Raw genomic sequence first — 15,910 nt, forward strand, 5'->3', positions numbered from 1 at the left:
TCTGGCGTTCACGCGGGATGCCCTCTGTTGTTGGCGTCAGTGCATACCCATTGGCAGCGCTTGTCTTGCCTGGCTCTTGTCGGGGCGCGTGGGCAACATGGCAGACTGTAGCTGCTTTCCCACTGGATGCTCGAAACCAGTGCAGTGCGTGACGGGCCGATCCTCGACGACGCAGCCGTTGTCCAGCAGCACGACCCGCTGGCAGAAGTACTGCACCAGGCTCAGGTCATGGCTGATCAGCACGAAGGCGGTGCCGCTGCGCTGGCGTAGCGCCTCCAGCTGCTGCAGCAACTGTAACTGCAATACCCGATCCAGGTTCGACAACGCTTCGTCGAGCACCACCAGTTGCGGCGAGACGGCCAGCGCCCGGGCGATGTTGGCACGCTGCAACTGGCCGCCACTCAACTGCTGCGGCAGGCGCTGGGCATGCTCGGCGCGCAGGTCCATTGCCTCCAGCAGTTCGAGGGTGCGAGCTTGTCGGCCGGCTTCATCCAGGTCGGTGAGGTGGCGCAACGGCTCGGCGATGCTCCAGCCGATGCTGCGCTGGGGGTTGAAGGCGCCGGGGGCGTCCTGGAACACCAGTTGCACGGTCCGCTGGAAGTCGCGCGCCTGTTCACCTCTTAGCTGGCTGACATCCTGCCCGGCAAAGCTCACCTGGCCCTGGGTGGGTTTTTCCAGCCCGAGCAGCAGCCGCGCCAGTGTGCTTTTGCCGCTGCCACTGCTGCCTAGCAGGCCGATGGACTCACCTGCGTGCAGGTGCAGGTCGATACTGTCGAGCACCTGCAGCCAGCCCCGTTTGCGCAACAGCCCCCCGGTGCGATAGCGATGGCCAACGTTGTGGACGTGCAGCAGGCTCATGGTTGGCTCCGGCAAAGTACCTGGTGGGCGTGGAGGAGGGTGCGGGCAGCGGCGCTGGCAGGGTTCTGGAAAAGCTCATGGACCGGCTGGCATTCGACGATGCGGCCGGCTTCCATCACCGCGACCTGGTCTGCGCAGCGCGCCACCACGCCCATGTCGTGGGTCACCAGCAATACCCCAAGCCCATGCACCTGTACCAACTCCATCAACAGGTCGAGAAACCGCGCCTGGCTCAGGGCATCGAGGTCACTTGTGGGTTCATCAGCCAAGAGGAACGGGGTTTCGGCCATGAGCGCCAGGGCGATCATCATCCGTTGCAGCATGCCCCCGCTGAGCTGAAAGGCGAACGCTTGCAGCACACGCTCACGGTCTGCCAGGCCCACCGCATCCAGGCAGTCGGCCATCCGCGCACGGGCTGCAGCACCGGTAACGCCGCGCTGCCTGAGCGTCTCCAGGCCGTGGCTGGCCATGTTGCGCACCGGGTTGAAGGCACTACGCGGGTTTTGCAGTACCAGGCTGGCCAGGCGGCCACGAACACTGCTTGTAGCCAGCGGCTGGCCGTCGAGCAGCAACTGCCCCTGGGTGCGGTTAAGGCCTGGCGGCAGCAGGTCGAGCACACCCAGGCAACTGAGGGATTTGCCCGAGCCACTGGCACCGACCAACGTGCAGACTTCGCCGCGGCGCAGTTGCAAGTCAACGCCGTGCACCAGCACGCCGGCCTGAGCCTCGATGCGCAAGCCGCGGATTTCAAGTACCGAGGGGTTCATTCAATGGCGCTCCTGTGTGGGGTCGAGGCGGTCGCGCAGCGCATCGCCCAGCAGGTTGAAGGCCATCACCGAGAAGAAGATCATCAGCCCTGGCAACAGCAGCAGTTGCGGGTGCGTCCAGATGAATTCCTTGGCGTCGTTGATCATCACGCCCCATTCGGCGGTGGGCGGCGCCACCCCGAGGCCAAGGAACGACAGGCCGGAGACGTGCAGCATCATGTGGCCGATGTCCATGGTCGCCAGCACCAGCAATGGGCCGGCGATATTGGGCAGCACATGCTGGCGCAGCCGCGCCCAGCGTGAAGCGCCGGCCAGGCGTGAAGCCAGCACGTATTCGCGGCCGCGCTGGGCAATCACCAGGCCGCGCACCATGCGCGCATACCAGGCCCAGTGGGACAGGGCGATGGCGATGATCACGTTGCTAAGGCCGGTGCCCAGCAAGGTGACGAAGAAGAATGCCAGTACCAGCGTGGGGAAGGTCATGAACATGTCGCACAGGCGCATCAGCAACAGGTCGGTGCGCCCGCCGACGAACCCGGCCACGCCGCCGACCGCGAGCCCAAGCGCCAGCACCAGCGCCAGGGTCAGCATCACGCTGCCCAAGGACAGGCGCGTGCCGACGATCAGCCGCGAAAGCAGGTCGCGCCCGAGGTGGTCGGTGCCCAGCCAGTGGCTGGCGTCGGGCGCCTGCAGGCGCTGGCCGAGGTCGACCAGGTCGGGGTCATGCGGGGCGATCCAGTGGCCGAACAGCGCCAGCAATGCGAGCAGCCCGACCAGGGCCAGGCCGATCATCAGGCTGGGGCGGCGCAGCAGCAGTGGCTGGCGCAGGGCAGACTGCACACTCATGCGTTCACCCCTTCCAGCCGGCTGCGAGGATCAAGCCAGGCGTAGCAGACATCGACGATCAGGTTGCAGATCATCAGCAGACCGGTCAGTAGCAGGGTGAAGCACTGCATCACCGGGAAGTCGCGGTTCAGCACTGCAGACACCGCAAAACGGCCAACGCCGGGCCAGGCGAAGATGGTCTCGATCACCAGCGCGCCACCGATCAGTTCGCCGATGTGCATGCCGGTGGCCGTCACCAGCGGCAACCAGGCATTGCGCAGGATATGGTCGCGCCAGACGTACCGTTCGGGCAGGCCGCGGGCACGGGCATAGGTGACGTGGCGCTGCCCGCCGGCTTCCAGCAGGCTGGCACGCAGCAGGCGGGCGTTGATCGACATCGACATCAGGGCGATGGCCAGCACCGGCATCACCAAATGCCCAGCCCCCCCACGCCCCAGCGGCGGCAGCCAGCCCAGCCACAGGGAAAACAGCGCGATCAGCAGAAACGCCAGCCAGAAATTGGGCATGGACACCCCCAGGAACGTCACTGCCCGCACGGCGTGGTCGGGCCAGCGCCCTTGCCAGCGGGCCGCCAACAGCCCCAGGGGGATCGACAGCAGCAGCGTGCAGGCCAACGCCAGGCCGCCGAGTTGCAGGGTGGCGGGCAGGTAGTAGAGCAGGTCATCAAGCACTGGGCGGCCGGTGATATAGGAGATGCCGAAGTCCAGATGCACGGCGTTCCACAGCCAGCTCAGGTATTGCGCATACAGCGGGCGATCCAGCCCCAGGGTATGGCGCACCTCGGCGATGGCTGCGCCGGTCGGCGGGATGTGCGAAAGCCTGAGGTAGTCCAGCGCCGGGTCGGTGCTGCCCAGGTGCAGCAGCACGAACACCAGCAACGAAACGCCAAGCATGACCGGTACAAGCAGCGCCAGGCGCAACAGGATGTAGCGCAACATGTCAGTCTTCCTGTTTGGGTGTCATGGTTTCGAACGGCACATCGAACAACGTGCTGCCGAACTGGACCTTGGCCACCGAGTCTCGGCGCACGCTGATGGCCGTGAGATGCGAGATGGGCAGGTAGACGGCCTGTTCGTGCAGGGTGGTGAGGATGAAGCGGTACTGCTCGGCACGCTGCTGCTCATCCGTGCTGGCCAGCACCTGGCCTATGCGCTCGTCCAGTTCGTCCTTGATTGCCAACCCACGCTGAGCCATGTAGTCGGCATGGCCGGCGTAGCGCATGGAACTGACGAACGAATGCGGGTCGTAGGGCGTACCCCAGGTGTCAGCGAAGATCATGCCGAAGTCGCCGTCGCGCTGGCGCCGCACCAGCGCCCCTTCCTCAACCGCACGCAGGTCGATGCGGATGCCGATTTTCGCCAGCTCGCCCTGCAGCACTTCGGCCAGGCTCTTCTGCAAGGCGCTGGTGCCGAGGAACACCAGCTCGATGGCCAATGGTTGGCCGCCTTTGCTGCGCACTGAAGCGCCTGGCGCCAAGGTCCACCCGGCAGCGTCGAGCGCACTGGCGGCCAGCGCAGGGTCATACGGGTAGGGCTTGAGGCCGATATCGGCGTAGGGCATGTTGCTGGCGAACAGGGTGTCTGCGCGGGGCTCAAGGCCGTAGAGGATCTTGTCGATGATGGCTTGCTTGTCCACCGCCTCGTTGATCGCCTGGCGTACCGCCAGATCACGGGTAGCGCCACGGCCGGTGTTCATCGCCAGGGTGCGGGTGGCCAGCGGTGCCGACAGTGCGGTGGCAAAGCCCTGGTCACGCAGGCGTACGAACGTGCTGGCAGTGATCTCGCCGGCGGCGCCTTGGATCAGCTCGACTTCGCCGGCCTGCAGGGCCAGCGCGCGGCTGTTGGGGTCTGGGATGACTTTGACCATGACCTCGGCGTAGGCCGGCTTTGGCCCCCAGTAATGAGGGTTGCGCACGAAGCGGTCGTATTCGCCCAGGCGCGATTCGGCGCGCATCCACGGGCCGGTCCCGGCGGGTTGGCCGGGTTTTGCCTGAGGCGAGGCAAAGCGCAACGGACGAACCTGGGCCAGTTCCATCAGCGTTGGGTAGTAGGGGTGCTTGAGAACCAGGCGCAGGGTCAGGCGTTCAGGTGCTTCAACGTGGTCCAGGGTGGTCACCAGCTCCATCCAGCGGTGGCGCTGAGTGTTGGCCAGCACTGCGTCGAGGTTGGCTTTGGCCGCAGGCGCATCGAACGGTGTGCCATCACTGAAGCGCACACCGTCACGAAGCGTGAACGTGTAGGTCTTGCCATCATCGGAAACCTGCCAGGCCTCAGCCAGCCAAGGCTCCAGCGTACCCGCGGCGGTATAGCGCACCAGGGGCTCATAGACCATGGCCTGGGCGTACATCTGGTTCGGGGAGTAGCCTCGCGGGTCGAGCGGCCCGGCATTCACAGGCCATGAGTACACCAGCCTTGGCCCTTGCTCGGCGGCGCTGCTGGCCGGCGCAACAGTGCACGCAGCAAGAAAAAGGAGGCCCAAGAGGGCGGGCTTTCGTTTAGCTGGCTGCTGCTTCACACTGCGTTCCCCACTTTCACGGAGGCCGTAGGCTAAAGCGCGGTGGGTATGATGTCTACGTGAAATCATCTTACCGGAAGTTACAGAATGCAACGAATCACCATCACGCTGGATGAAGAGCTGCTCGACGTCATCGATCGGCGGGTGGCGAGCCAAGGCTACCAGGGCCGTTCGGAGGCCATTCGCGACCTGTTGCGTGCGGGCATGCGCGAGTCTGAAGCATTGCCGGACGATGCCGCCTGCGTGGCCGTGGTCAGCTACCTGTATGACCACAGCACCCGCGAACTGCCCAGGCGGCTCAACCAGACCCTGCATGCCCACCACGATCTGACCCGGTCCACCCTGCACGTGCACCTGGACGCCGGCCACTGCCTGGAGGTCTCGGTGCTGCAGGGCGAAAGCGGCCGTATTGGCGAGTTGTCTCGCCAATTGATGGTCGAGCGTGGGGTGGAGCATGGCCAGGTGCAGGTGATGCCGGCGCCGGGGCATGCGAAGGTGCGCTGAGGGTCCGGATCGTTGCCCCAGGGCCAATGACAGGCAGTCGGCGCCTCAGAGCAGGATATAGTCGCTGTATTGACGCAGCCCGCCATGCGCACCTTCGATCAAGTGCACATAACGCCCGCCCACCAGGTCGACTGGCAGGCAATCGTCTACCTCAAGCACTGCATCGGTATGCGGCTTGAGCCAGCCTGCCTGCATGCGTTGCTTGCCCAGTTGCTTGGCCTGGGCCTTGTCCCTGGCCACTACCAGCAGGTAGCGGTGCGCCTCACCAAACACCTGCGGCTCGTAGCCGCCCAGGTTGATGAAAAACAGCCGCGGGTCATCCGCCCCTGGCGCCAGTTGGCTGAACGCGACACGGTAGCGATCGATACCGTCGACCTCCAGCCACGAGTCGATGTGCAGGCCGGCACGGCTGCCGAACCAGCCCTCGCGCAGTTGCGGGTACGCCTGCTGCAGTGAGTCCGCCTGCGCGAACAGCACGTCGTGTACCTCGATACTGGCCCGTGGGTGGCGGCCACCGAGCATGACTACGTACAGCATGAGCAATTCCTTCAGGTGGCGCAAGACGCCGTATTCTGCGGGTTATGGCGTCTGTCGACCACCGTCTCTTTAGGCGCCTTTACCTGGCGGCTCTGGCGCCGCATGCGACGCCAGGCCCATCAGTAACGCCACTGCACAGCGACTTCCAGGCTGCGCGGCTCACCCAGGTAGTACTGGGTGTTGCTCTGGTGGATGAAGCGGGCGTAAACCTCGTCGGTGAGGTTGCGCAACCGTGCGCTGAGCTGCACATGCTTGTCCAGGTCGTGGGTCATGGACAGCCCGTATAGGGTGTAGGACGGCACCCAGGCGGTGTTGGCGGTATTGGCGTACACCGAGGCCACGTAGCGGGCGTCGGCACCCACTTGCCAGCCCGGCGCCAGGTCGTAGGTCAGCCAGAGGTTGGCCACGCGGTCGGGGATGTTCACCGGGTTCTTGCCCTTGCGCGAATACACCACACCGCCAATGGTCTCGTTGAACTCGTCGTACTCGGCATTCACCCAACTGAAGTTACCGGCCGCCAGCAGCTTGGGCGTGACCTTGAACGACGCCGCCAGCTCGATACCGGTGGAGGTCTGCTGGCCTGCCTGCTCGGTGGTGTTGGGCACGGTCGAAGAGGGCACCGAGATGTTCTTGCGCACGATGCGATAGGCCGCTGCGGTGGCCGAGCCGCGGCCGTCGAGGAAGTCGAACTTGCTGCCCACCTCGACCTGGCGGCCGGTGCTCAGGTCGAAGTCACCGACCTGGCTGATCGACGCACTGGTCAGCGTGCCTCCTGGTGGTTCGGCCGAGGTGCTGTACTGGGTATAGAGGCTGACGTGCGGGGTCAGGTCGTAGACCAGGCCCAGGCGACCAGTGACCGCGTCCCAGCGCCGGTCGAGTTTCGAGCGTGCGACATGGTCGACAACGTCGAAGTCGATGTGGTCGTAGCGCAAGGCGGTGATCAGCGACAACTGGTCGGTCAGGCGCGTGCGGTTCTCGACGAAACCCGAGGAGGTGCCGGTGGTCGTGCTGCGGCCTTTGCTGCGCGGTGCGTCCATGCCAGGGATGTCGAGGAAGTGATCGGGTTCGAAACCGTTCGGATTGACGGTGTCGAAGGCCCCTTTGGACAGTGGGTAGTTGGTTTGCTGGTTGCGGTTGTAGTCAACGCCAAATGCCCAGTCGCTGGCCAGGCCGAACAGTTGGCCTTGGTGGGTCAGCTCCAGGCGGTTGCCATTGACCTCCTGGTCGTGACGTTGGCGGTAGCCCCCGGAGCGGGCAATGGCGCTGTTGTCGGCGTTGTAGCGGTACACCTCGAGGTTGCGGTAATCGCGCTGGCCGTCGTAGTGGTAGAACGTATTGCGCAACTGGGTGGTGTCGTCGAAACGGTAGTCGGTGATCGAGCGCAGCCAGCGGGTGCGCTGCTCGTAGCGGCCGTCTTCGACGTTGTAGTTGTTGAAGCGGTTGCCTTTGTCGATGTGCAAGGTCCCTGTCAGCGGTTGCAACACCGGCGTACCCCAGTAGGGGCTGTCTTCTTTCTCTTCCAGGTATTCAAGTGCCAGGGTGTGCGACCACTGGTCGTTGATGTCACTGAGCAGCGAGAAGGCCAGGTTGCCGGCACCGTTCTCTTGGCGGTCGATATAGCCGTTGGTGTGGGTGCGGCTGTAGTCGAGCCGCGCATAGTGGCGTGGGCCGTCGCCACTGTTGAGCGCCTTGTTGAAGCCTACCGCGGTTTCCCAGGTGTCGTAGCGGCCATAGCTGACCCGGCCTTCGAAGGTGTCCTCATCGCGGCTGGCCAGCTTGGTGATCACGTTGAGGCTGCCGCCCACGGCGCCACTGCCGTTAAGGAACGACGACGGGCCACCCAGCAGTTCAACGCGGTCATAGATCCAGGCGCCGACCGGGCGTGCCGCTGCGCCGTACTGCAGGTTGATGCCATTGAACAGCTGGCTGACCTGGGCACCGTTGAAGCCCCGGTACGCCACATAACCGCCCCAGCCGGGCGGCGCCGACGCATTCACCCCTGGCAGTGCGTTGGCGGCGTCCTGGAAGTTGCGCGCGCCGATACGCTCCATCGTCTCGCGGTCGGCCACACTGACCGAAGCAGGGTTTTCACGGGCGCTGAGGTTCAGGCGCGAGCCGCTTTCGATGGGGGTATCAAGGTTCAGGCCGGTGGCCTGTTTCGGTTGGTCGGCGCTGGCCGTCACGTTGCTGGCAGGCAGTGTCAGGGTTTGATCCTGCGCCCACGCGCAGGTTGCGCTGCCAACGAGCAGCGCCAAAGTGGTCATGCGGAACATGCAAGGCTTCCTGGCTGAAATAGATTAACGCCCGCCGCAGGCGATGCCGCGGCGTGGCGATGTCAGAGCACGGGAAGGGGGGCGGGTGAGGCGCGGGGGTTGACTAACGGCCAGCGGTGTTTGGGCAGGCGCGGCGGCGGTTGCCTGGGCAAGGGTGTGCGCGACTCGCCAGCGAGCAGGGCCAGCAGGCCGAAGAAGGCGGCAAGCAGGCTGGCGCAGAACAGGCTGGTGATCACACAGTCGGCGCCGGTGGGCGGCATCGGGTCGGTGATGTCCTGGTCACCCTTGAATGCACCGCTGCTGTCGGCGGCGCACCAAGCGGCGTCGTCCAGGCCGCTGAGGCGCAGCCCGGCCATCTGCCCATGCCCCATTGCGCAGAGCAACGAGCCGAACAGGATGCTGAAGTACAGCATCCAGGCAACCAGTGCTTTTTCGGGGCGGGCCAGGTTCAAAGGGTAGCTCGGGGACGGGTGAGGGGATGAGAACGCGATTCTAACGGTTCTGCAGTATCTGAAAAGAGGTGTGTGCACACAAAGGGCACTGGATGAACGCTGCATCGTTTCATCTGCTGAACGCGGCTCGCGCACGGAGGATAAATATATAAAAGCCCAAAACCTGTACAAGAAGCTATTCTTGTATAGGATTTAGCGAGCCTAAACGTTTGCAAATGCCCCCGCGCAGGTGATGCCTGCCTTATGGAGTACACGCCATGAATCTGCACAACCTGACGGAGCTGGCAGCAGCCGGTGACGTTAAAGAACTTGAGCTGCTGTCGCTGGAAGGCGGCTTTTACATCCTGCGGGCGCTGACTGACGCCGGGCCGCTCACGCTCAGCGATGCAAACGGCCAGGCGGTGCGCTTTCGCTCGACCACCGAGCTGCGACAACTGCTGGCCGATCTGCCGCCTGTGCCGTGCATGCTGGTGCAGCAGGTGGTGCATGACGAGATGTGCGGGCAGCGCAACGGCCCTGTCGAGCCTCTGCGCGTGCCGGTGACGCTGGCCAGCCAGTGGTAGACCGTGCATTGCGCTTGGGCCTGGTGCTGGGGGATCAACTGTCGTTCGACCTGGCAAGCCTCGCCGCGCTGGACCCTGCACACGACGTGATCCTGATGGCGGAAGTGCAGGGCGAGGCGCGCTACGTGCCGCATCATCCGCAAAAGATCGTGCTCATTTTCAGCGCCATGCGCCATTTTGCCCAGGCGCTGCGTGAACGCGGCTGGCGGGTGGAGTATGTGGAGCTGAACGCACCCGGCAACAGCGGCAGCATTGCTGGTGAACTGCGACGGTGGCAGCAGGCGCTGGGTGCGACGCACATCCACCTGACCGAGTGTGGTGAGTGGCGCCTGGAGCAGGCTTTGAATGACGCCGGCTTACCACTGGTATGGCATCGCGATACACGGTTTCTTTGCTCGCGTGATGCTTTCGCACGCTGGGCAAAAGACCGTCGCCAATTGCGTATGGAGCACTTTTACCGCGGCATGCGCAAGCGTTGCGGCCTTCTGCTGGAGCCCGATGGCAGCCCGGTGGGTGGCACCTGGAACCTGGATGGTGACAATCGCAAACCCTTGCCACGGGGGCTGCGCGGACCGTTCCCGGCGCGCTTTGCCCAGGACGAAATCACCACGGCGGTCGTGGCGCTGGTCGGCGAATGCTTCAGTGACCATTACGGGGCGGTAGAAGGGTTCGACTATCCCGTGACCCATGAACAGGCCCAGCAGCTCTGGGAACATTTTCTCGAGTTTGGCCTGGCCGCGTTCGGCGACTACCAGGACGCCATGGCCGAGGGCGAGCCGTTCCTGTTCCATGCGCGTATCAGTGCGGCCCTGAACATCGGGTTGCTGGATGTGCGGCGGTTGTGCGAAGACGTGGACAATGCCTGGCGTGAGGCGCGGGTACCGCTCAACGCGGCTGAAGGTTTCATCCGCCAGCTGATCGGCTGGCGCGAGTATGTGCGCGGCATCTATTGGCTACGCATGCCTGAGTATGCCGGGCTCAATTACCTGGGCAACGACCGTGCGTTGCCGGAATTCTACTGGACCGGGCATACCCGCATGCGCTGCATGGAGCAGGCCATCGGCCAGACCCTGCAGTTGGGCTATGCACACCACATTCAGCGGCTGATGGTCACGGGCAACTTCGCACTGCTCGCCGGCATTGAGCCCAGCGCGATATGCGAGTGGTACCTGGCCGTGTACATGGATGCCTTCGACTGGGTGGAACTGCCCAACACGCTCGGCATGGTGATGCACGCTGACGGCGGCTACCTGGGGTCCAAACCGTATTGCGCCAGTGGCCGTTACATCCAGCGCATGTCCGACCACTGCAAGGCCTGCAGCTACAAGGTCGAGCATGCGGTAGAGGAGGATGCCTGCCCGTTCAACGCGCTGTACTGGCACTTCATCATCCGCCATCGTGACCTATTGGCTGGCAACCCCCGCCTGGCATTGGTCTATCGCAGCCTTGACGGCATGTCGGTTGCCAGGCGCGAGGGCGTTTGGGCGCGTGGCGAAGCCTTGTTGGCCCGCCTCGACAGTGGCCAGAGCCTATGAAATAACCGTTCGATAAGCGACCACTTTTCCCTGATCTGCAGATACCGCCAAGCAGCCATCATGCACATTTGTGATTCTCTTTGGCCAACCGCTCGGCGCAAACCTGAAACCCGCCGCTCTCGATAAGGTGTTCACGCTTGAAACTTCATCAGCTCAAGGCGCTCGTTGCCATTCACCAGGGGGGAAGCATTCTCGAGGCCTCCAAAATCTTGCACATCACGCAACCTGCCCTGAGCCGCTCGATCAAGGAACTGGAGCGGGAGTTGGGGTTCACCCTGTTGCAGCGTTCGTACAAGGGCATGGCGTTGACCGATGAGGGCAAGCGCATCATCCGTCATGCCAACCTGGTGGTGGAGAGTATCCGCCGTTTGCAGATCGAGGCGGCAAGCATTCAGGATGCCGCATTGGGGGCGGTGTCGATCGGCGTCACCTCGCTGACGGCGATGCTTGACGGGGTGGATGAAAGCATCCTGGCGTTTCGGCGCAAGTACCCGCGGGTGAAAATCACAATCACCGATCTGCGTCCCAGCCAGATCCTGCAACGCCTGCGCGACGGTAGCCTGGACTTTGCCATCACCTCCCAGCAACCCTTGAGCCGTCTCAATCTGGATTGGGAGGCAGTGGGCAGCATCAAGGGCAAGGTGATCTGCCATGCGTCCAACCAGCAGAAGTTTTCCCAGTCACTGCGTTCGCTGCAATACGCCAACTGGATCAGCCTGGACGAGCTGACCGATCAGGCATCGCAGTTTCACCAGTTGTTCGAGGTCAACGGCCTGCGCGTGCCGCAGAGCGCGGTGGAGTGCACGTCGATAATGATGGCCCTCAAGCTCCTAAAGAACACGGAGTCGCTGATGACCATCAGTGAACTGGCCGTAAACGATGCCTTCACCTTCGCGACCCGGCCGGAGTTCATTCAAGTGGCGGTGCAGGAGTTGGTACCAGACTATCCAATCAATCTCGTCTGCATCGACCGTGATAGCCTCACGGCCCCCGCTCAGGAACTCTTCCACAGCTTGCGCGCAAGAGTCCTCAAGACGCTGCCGCGGGACGTTTCAGAAGTGGTAGTACATGCCTAGTGAAATATTGCTTGGGTCATCTCCCACCTGATCAACCGGAGTGCCTGCGTAGGTCACCGATGACGCGCCTTGGTTGGCGATAACACCCAGGCGCGCATAGGCGGCCCAGCGCGGGTTGAAAAAATGGTCGTAGCCAAGCACTACCCCCAGCGCGTCCTTTTCGCGGGCCGATACGGTCCGCTGGACCACCGCCAGCCTGAGCACGTCAAGCTTGCCCACCGGGGCCATCAGGCCGAAGGTGTACACGGTGGTAGTGGGTGTGCCCGCTTGGTCTACATCCTGGCGTTGCCAGGTCAGGCTGGTGGCCAGTGGGCCGAAATCATAGAACGCCGACAGGCTTGTGTAGTGGTTGGCAGTCTGGCGAGAGCTGCCACCATCGTCCCATGGGTCGCTGTAATACAGGTTGTAAGACCCCAGCAGCATCACACGGCTATTTCGGTACTGCAGCTTCGCACCCCCACCACGCACCGTACGCCCCTGGCTGGCGACATCATCGAAGCCGAAGCTCAAGGCCGTTGCCAGGCTGAAGCCGTTCATGCTCGGGCTGGTGTAGGCCAGGGTGTGCTTGGGCCGCAGGTCGAGATAGTAGGCGCCTTTGCCGGCCGCAGGTATGGACAGAAACGTATACGGTGAGCCGTATGCCGCCAGAAACGGGTCGGCGTAGGTCGGGGTCCCCACCCCGTAGGTTTTGCCGAACTCAAGCCTGCCCAGGCTCCGCGAGCGCAGGGCGAGCGTTGCCAGGCGCAGCGTGCCGATGTTGTCCCACGTCCCTTCCAGGGCCTTGCCGTTCAGATTGAAGCCTTCTTCGACGTCCAGTTCCAGCACCGTATCGGGGTCAAGTGCCTTTCGGGCATACACCCCGAGTTTGTTGGTCCAGGCGCCGCCGCCCGCCATTTGGAAACCTGAGTGGTGCTGAGAGTCGTGGTAGCTGGCGAATGCATCCACGGTACCGTAGATCTTCAGCTTGTCATCGAACCCCTGATCCACCCCGTAGTAACCGAACCCGGAGGCTAGCCGGTTGAGGGTAGGGAAACCCTCGGCCTGTGCCTGCATGGCAAGACAAAGCCCTTGGCTCATCAACAGCAACGACACAGTGCGAGTGATGCAAGTATTCATTCACGACTCCAGGCACGGGATGCGGTCGCGCTAGATTCGATGAACAGCAGGTTGCAGCGTGATTGCTTGTTTGGCCAACGTATGTCTTTTGGTTAATTAGGTGGGCGGGATCTCGCTGGACCGGGAAAAGTTGCCCGCAAAGCTGCTGCATGGCAGTGACCAATGTTTGTTTCCATCCCCCTGAGTGGCCAACTTCGATGACCCCTATCGGGGCACAAGGACGATGCCAGGGCATCTGTGCGCCATCCCAAGGCAAAGCGGCCACGCCAGCGCCCGGTCAATTAACCATTGGTTAGTTCATTGCCAAAACCGCAAGTGTGTTGGCTGCGCGATTGGCTGATAGTCACTGCATGCCGTGATTCGCCATCGGAGATAACAATGAACAGACCGCTACCTGCACCTACGATCCTGGAGGCCGGCTCGAAGCATCACGCGCAGGCATCGTCCTCACGCAGAACCCTGATAGCGTGCTCACTGGGCAACGCGCTGGAGATGTACGACTTCACGATCTACAGCTTCTTCGCCGTGCTGATCGGCCGGCACTTCTTCCCTTCAGAGTCGGCACTGGCATCGCTCCTGATGTCGCTGGCAACCTTTGGTGTGGGCTTTTTGATGCGGCCAGTGGGGGGCATCATCATCGGCCGCTACGCCGACAGGCATGGCCGCAAAGCCGCCTTGAGCCTGACGATCGGCCTGATGACGTTGGGCACTGCCTTGATCGCCTTCGCGCCTACGTATTCGCAGGTCGGTATCTTTGCAACGTTCATGCTGGTCGCCGGTCGGCTGATTCAGGGGGTGTCGGCAGGTGGCGAGGTCGGTACCGCATCGGTTTATCTGATGGAGTCCAGTACTGCCTCCAAGCGATGCCAGAGTGTGAGCTGGCAGGCTGCCAGTCAGGGCTATGCCGCGCTGGTCGGGGCGGGGTTCGGGTTCAGCCTGAGCCAGTTGCTGGACCCGGCCAGCCTCGAAAGCTGGGGCTGGCGCATTCCATTCATTTTCGGCCTGTTGATCGGCCCGGTAGGCTTGTATATCCGCAACCGTCTACCAGAAACCCACGAGGCCGCGGCGGCACAGGAGGGCAGGCAGCCGCTGGACCCGGAGTTGCTCAGACGCATCGGCCTGGGCATCGGCCTGATGGCCAGTTCCACCATCGGCATGTACCTGTTCGTGTTCTACATGCCCACCTACCTGACCACCGCCATGCACTACCCGCAAAGCAGTGCCATGGCGATCGCCGGCATCAGCAGCGGCTGCATGGCGATCATATGCCCGCTGGCCGGCAAGTTCGCCGACAAGTACCAGCTCAGGAAACGCCTGCTGGTCTGGACCATTCTCGCGCCCGTGGTGTTGACGCTGCCGGTGTTCTACGTGCTTGGGCACGTCGAGCACATGGGCCTGGCAATGATGTGTGTCGCGGCGTTGATTCTGCCCACTTGCATAGGCGCCGGAGCGTACTTCGCGTTGATCATGGAAGGCTTCCCCAAGGCGCAGCGTGCCTTTGGCACCTCGGTCAGCTACAGCCTGGGGGTGACACTTTTCGGCGGGTTTTCGCCACTGATCGCTACCTGGCTGATTGCCGCAATGGGCACGCCATTGGCACCGGCCTACTACCTGTTGGTGGGGGGCGCGGTAAGCCTGGTCTGCCTCAAGTACTTCCCTGAAAACAAAGGATGCGAGTGACATGGGTACCTTCGAGCGAAATCAAACCCCGCAGCTGGCTGAAGAGCTGGACACGTTCATCAGGATCCGCCGCCAGATCCATGCGGCGCCAGAGCTCGGCGGCGACACGCCTGACACGGCTGCCCTGGTGGCTGAAAAGCTGCAGGCCTGGGGCTACGAGGTGCACCGGAATGTGGGCGGGCACGGCCTGGTAGGGGTGCTTAAAGTGGGCGACAGCCCCCGCAGCATCGGGCTACGGGCAGACATGGACGCTCTGCCCATGAGCGAGAAGAACCCCTTCGAGCACGCCAGCAAGATCCCCGGGCGCATGCATGCCTGTGGCCATGACGGGCATACCGCGATCCTGCTGGCGGCGGCTTCGCGATTGGCTGCGACGCGAAACTTCAACGGTACCTTGAACCTGATCTTCCAGCCCGACGAAGAAGGTTTGGCCGGCGCCAAGGCCATGATCGACGACGGTCTGTTCGAGCGTTTTCCGTGTGATTCGGTGTACGCGCTGCACAACATGCCTGGCATGCCGGTGGGCACTTGCGTGGTGCAGAGCGGGCCGACCATGGCGTCTTCCCAGCGGGTGAGCATTCGCATTTGCGGCAGAGGCGGGCATGGCGCCATGCCGGAGCTTGCGGTGGACCCCATCTCGGCCCTCAATAGCCTGATCAGTGCCATCCAGACCATCAAGTCGCGCAACCTGAGCGTTGAAGAGTACGCGGTCATCAGTATCGGCATGATCCAGGCGGGCACGGTCTACAACATCATTCCTGATGAAGCGAGCATGTTGCTCAGCGTGCGCACCGATACGCCCGAAACCCAGTTGAAGATAAACCAGCGTATCGAGGCGCTGGTCAAGGGGCATGCCGAGAGCTTTGGGGTAGAGATCGCGCTGGACTTTACCCAGCTGGCGCCTGCGCTGAGCAACAGCGATGCGCAAAGCGCACAGCTGCGTGAAAGCCTGCGCCCTTTGTTTGCCGAGGGGCAGATGCTGGCGCGGATGCCCAAGAAGGTGATGGGCACTGAAGACTTCGCCTACATGCTCCAGGCGCGACCGGGGTGCTACTTCATGTTGGGTAACGGCACAGGTGAGTTCCACGGTTGCTCGGTACATAACCCGCACTATGACTTCAACGATGCACTGGTGAAGATCGGCTCCGATTGTTGGGTGAAGTGGGTCGAGGATTATCTGAGTTGACGG

15 protein-coding genes are annotated in these 15,910 nt (G+C 63.1%); 6 read left to right on the forward strand and 9 right to left on the reverse strand.

The genetic code is table 11. From position 1 onward, the window contains the following. Positions 1 to 36: 36 nt before the first annotated feature. From nikE to nikA, 5 genes are read right to left on the reverse strand one after another with little or no spacing between them, the layout of a single operon-like run. A complete protein-coding gene (gene nikE / locus ACMGGN_RS07390) occupies positions 37 to 858 on the reverse strand; it encodes a nickel import ATP-binding protein NikE (protein WP_414156617.1) in 822 nt (273 codons plus the stop codon). Continuing rightward, on the reverse strand, positions 855 to 1,625 hold the full coding sequence (nikD, locus tag ACMGGN_RS07395) for a nickel import ATP-binding protein NikD (RefSeq protein ID WP_346640519.1): 771 nt from the start codon (positions 1,623 to 1,625) through the stop codon (positions 855 to 857). The genes nikE and nikD overlap by 4 nt, the downstream gene beginning before the upstream one ends. Continuing rightward, positions 1,626 to 2,471, reverse strand: coding sequence for a nickel ABC transporter permease subunit NikC (nikC, locus tag ACMGGN_RS07400; RefSeq protein ID WP_012314856.1), 846 nt, complete (start codon positions 2,469 to 2,471; stop codon positions 1,626 to 1,628). Beyond that, complete coding sequence (gene nikB / locus ACMGGN_RS07405; protein ID WP_414156618.1) at positions 2,468 to 3,409, reverse strand: nickel ABC transporter permease subunit NikB; 942 nt, start codon at positions 3,407 to 3,409, stop codon at positions 2,468 to 2,470. The genes nikC and nikB overlap by 4 nt, the downstream gene beginning before the upstream one ends. A gap of 1 nt (position 3,410) precedes the next feature. After that, complete coding sequence (nikA, locus tag ACMGGN_RS07410; protein WP_414156619.1) at positions 3,411 to 4,985, reverse strand: nickel ABC transporter substrate-binding protein; 1,575 nt, start codon at positions 4,983 to 4,985, stop codon at positions 3,411 to 3,413. Between the two features lie 87 nt (positions 4,986 to 5,072). Between nikA and nikR the strand changes: the two genes are divergently transcribed. After that, positions 5,073 to 5,489: a nickel-responsive transcriptional regulator NikR gene (gene nikR, locus ACMGGN_RS07415; protein ID WP_115274551.1), complete on the forward strand. Its 417-nt coding sequence runs from the start codon at positions 5,073 to 5,075 to the stop codon at positions 5,487 to 5,489. 45 nt (positions 5,490 to 5,534) lie between these two features. Here nikR and ACMGGN_RS07420 read toward each other — a convergent pair whose 3' ends face one another. The 3 genes from ACMGGN_RS07420 to ACMGGN_RS07430 form a co-directional block, all read right to left on the reverse strand. Then, positions 5,535 to 6,026, reverse strand: coding sequence for a DUF1543 domain-containing protein (locus ACMGGN_RS07420; protein WP_115274552.1), 492 nt, complete (start codon positions 6,024 to 6,026; stop codon positions 5,535 to 5,537). A 119-nt stretch (positions 6,027 to 6,145) separates the two neighbouring features. Further along, positions 6,146 to 8,299: a TonB-dependent receptor gene (locus ACMGGN_RS07425; protein ID WP_414156620.1), complete on the reverse strand. Its 2,154-nt coding sequence runs from the start codon at positions 8,297 to 8,299 to the stop codon at positions 6,146 to 6,148. A 62-nt stretch (positions 8,300 to 8,361) separates the two neighbouring features. Then, a complete protein-coding gene (locus ACMGGN_RS07430; RefSeq protein WP_144415465.1) occupies positions 8,362 to 8,712 on the reverse strand; it encodes a DUF2946 family protein in 351 nt (116 codons plus the stop codon). Positions 8,713 to 9,008: 296 nt separating this feature from the next. Between ACMGGN_RS07430 and ACMGGN_RS07435 the strand changes: the two genes are divergently transcribed. The 3 genes from ACMGGN_RS07435 (at position 9,009) to ACMGGN_RS07445 (ending at position 11,925) form a co-directional block, all read left to right on the forward strand. Then, positions 9,009 to 9,314: a DUF6482 family protein gene (locus ACMGGN_RS07435; protein WP_046785849.1), complete on the forward strand. Its 306-nt coding sequence runs from the start codon at positions 9,009 to 9,011 to the stop codon at positions 9,312 to 9,314. Between the two features lie 8 nt (positions 9,315 to 9,322). Continuing rightward, complete coding sequence (locus tag ACMGGN_RS07440; RefSeq protein ID WP_174141928.1) at positions 9,323 to 10,849, forward strand: cryptochrome/photolyase family protein; 1,527 nt, start codon at positions 9,323 to 9,325, stop codon at positions 10,847 to 10,849. 137 nt (positions 10,850 to 10,986) lie between these two features. Beyond that, entirely contained in the window at positions 10,987 to 11,925 is a 939-nt protein-coding gene (locus tag ACMGGN_RS07445) for a LysR family transcriptional regulator (protein WP_012314847.1), read from the forward strand. On the opposite strand, the gene ACMGGN_RS07450 is transcribed toward ACMGGN_RS07445, so the two are convergent. Further along, complete coding sequence (locus ACMGGN_RS07450) at positions 11,902 to 13,041, reverse strand: porin (RefSeq protein WP_046785850.1); 1,140 nt, start codon at positions 13,039 to 13,041, stop codon at positions 11,902 to 11,904. The two genes, ACMGGN_RS07445 and ACMGGN_RS07450, sit on opposite strands and share 24 nt — an antisense overlap. Positions 13,042 to 13,419: 378 nt before the next feature. On the opposite strand from ACMGGN_RS07450, the gene ACMGGN_RS07455 reads away from it, so the two are divergent. Continuing rightward, positions 13,420 to 14,721: an MFS transporter gene (locus tag ACMGGN_RS07455; RefSeq protein WP_237858643.1), complete on the forward strand. Its 1,302-nt coding sequence runs from the start codon at positions 13,420 to 13,422 to the stop codon at positions 14,719 to 14,721. A gap of 1 nt (position 14,722) precedes the next feature. Next, positions 14,723 to 15,907 carry a M20 aminoacylase family protein gene (locus ACMGGN_RS07460; RefSeq protein WP_161871952.1) on the forward strand — a complete coding sequence of 395 codons (1,185 nt, stop codon included), beginning with the start codon at positions 14,723 to 14,725 and terminating at the stop codon, positions 15,905 to 15,907. Positions 15,908 to 15,910: the final 3 nt, after the last annotated feature.

It is taken from the genome of Pseudomonas sp. BNK-30 (assembly GCF_047456185.1).
Classification (GTDB): Bacteria; Pseudomonadota; Gammaproteobacteria; order Pseudomonadales; family Pseudomonadaceae; genus Aquipseudomonas; species Aquipseudomonas putida_E.